Source organism: Deltaproteobacteria bacterium, from assembly GCA_009929795.1.
GTDB lineage: Bacteria > Desulfobacterota > Desulfovibrionia > Desulfovibrionales > Desulfomicrobiaceae > RZZR01.
In genome coordinates, this window is the sequence record RZZR01000321.1 from 1 (window position 1) to 1,727 (window position 1,727).

The window sequence follows — 1,727 nt, forward strand, 5'->3', positions numbered from 1 at the left end:
GCCAAAGCCGTCGCCAAAAGAGCTTTTCCCTCTGAGAACCCCGACGGTGCCCAGGCCCAGGGCGATGATGAAGGGTACTGTGACCGGGCCGGTGGTCACGCCACCGGCATCGTAGGCAATGGGCAAAAACGTGTCGGGAGTGAAGAAGGACAGAATCAGGATGACGGCGTAACCGACCATGAGAACGCGGACAATGGAAACGCCCAGGATGATCCGCAGCACGGCTCCGGCCACGCAGATACCGACACTCAGGGCCACGACAAAGACGAGGATGTTTCTCGAAACCAGGCCATGGGAGACAAAATCGACCTGATGGGCCAGGACGCGGACGTCGGGCTCGGCCACGGTTACGGCTGTGCCCAGGATGAAGGCCATGACTACAAGATAGACCACGGAGCCTTTTTGGGGAAGGGCGGCTCCGATGGTTTCACCCATGGGCAGGAGTCCGGATTTGACCCCCACGAGAAAGAGGAACAGGCCGACGCTGACGTACAGGGCCCCCAGGGCGAAACGGATGAAGGTGTCCATGGGCATGTGGAGCAATGTGATCTGCAGAATGCAGACAACGATGCTGATGGGCAGTACGGCCCAGAGGACTTCCTTGATCAGTTCGGCAAGGTGGCTGTGCATGGGTAGATGATAGTCGCTTCGGGCTGAAAAGTCGAACTGTCTTGATGCCTGGGGCAAGCAGGATGAGCCGATCCGCAGGGGACCGGACATGCCCGACGGACAGCCGTAGAGGCGGGCTTCGTGGTTTCAACGCCCTGACTGTTACGACCGGGTCTTTTGGTTTTTGATCTGAAGGTGAAAGCAGCGGATTTTGTGGTTCGGGTCCAGGGCTGTCAATGGCGGCAGGCTTGCTCGGCATGCGTCATCGGTCCAGGGGCAGGTCTGAGCATAATGACAGCCCTGGTCGAGCATGCTTGAAGGCTTCTCGACAACGGGCATAGGGATCACTGCCGGGTCGTCCAGCGCTTGGGCCGCCATCAGGGACCGGGTGTAGGGGTGGGCCGGACGTTCAAACACGGCTTGGACAGGGCCGGTTTCGACGAATACTCCGCCGAGCATGACGGCCACGTGATGGGCAATGGCCCGGACCGTGTCCAGATCGTGGGAGATGTAAAGGTAGGAGACGCCTTGTCGTTTCTGAAAGTCCAGAAAGAGATCGAGCACATGGGCCTGAACGGAGCGGTCCAGGGAGGCCACGGGCTCGTCGGCGATGACCAGCTCGGGCTCCAGGGACATGGCCCGGGCCAGGCCGATGCGCTGGCGCTGGCCGCCGGAGAGTTCAAAGGGATGGCGATCCAGAAGGTCCGGGGTCAGGTTGACCATGTCCAGAAGTCCGGCCACGGCATGTGCGGCCTGCCTTCGGCTCTGCCCGTGCAGGCGCAGGGGCTCCATGAGCAGGGATCTGACCGTCAGGCCGGGGTTCAAGGAGCCGTCTGCATCCTGAAAGACCATCTGGAGACTTCGGCGCAAGGCCTTCCGGGTCCAGCTCCCAATGTCGCGTCCCTTGAAGACGACCTCTCCCCGATCCCGGAAAACGAGTCCGGCCGCCAAGCGGGCCAGGGTAGTCTTGCCGCTTCCCGACTCGCCGACCACGGCCAGGGTTTGACCTGGAAGAATAATCAGCGAAACATCTCGTACGGCCCGGATACGGTGTCGGAAGATGAGGCCGGAGCCGAAGGTCTTGGCCAGGCCCCTGATGGCCATCAGGGGTTCAGGAT

Annotated in this window: 2 protein-coding genes; both read right to left on the reverse strand. The window is 61.4% G+C overall.

The window, feature by feature from the left end:
* The coding region (locus EOM25_14620; protein NCC26410.1) for a DUF1538 domain-containing protein at positions 1–630 on the reverse strand (630 nt) is incomplete at its 3' end.
* Positions 631–771: 141 nt separating this feature from the next.
* On the reverse strand, positions 772–1,713 hold the full coding sequence (locus EOM25_14625) for an ABC transporter ATP-binding protein (protein NCC26411.1): 942 nt from the start codon (positions 1,711–1,713) through the stop codon (positions 772–774).
* Positions 1,714–1,727: the final 14 nt, after the last annotated feature.

Coding starts and splice junctions, on each gene's coding strand:
- EOM25_14625 (NCC26411.1), bottom strand. CDS start 1,713: ATGGCCATCAGGGGCCTGGCCAAGACCTTCGGCTCCGGCCTCATCTTC.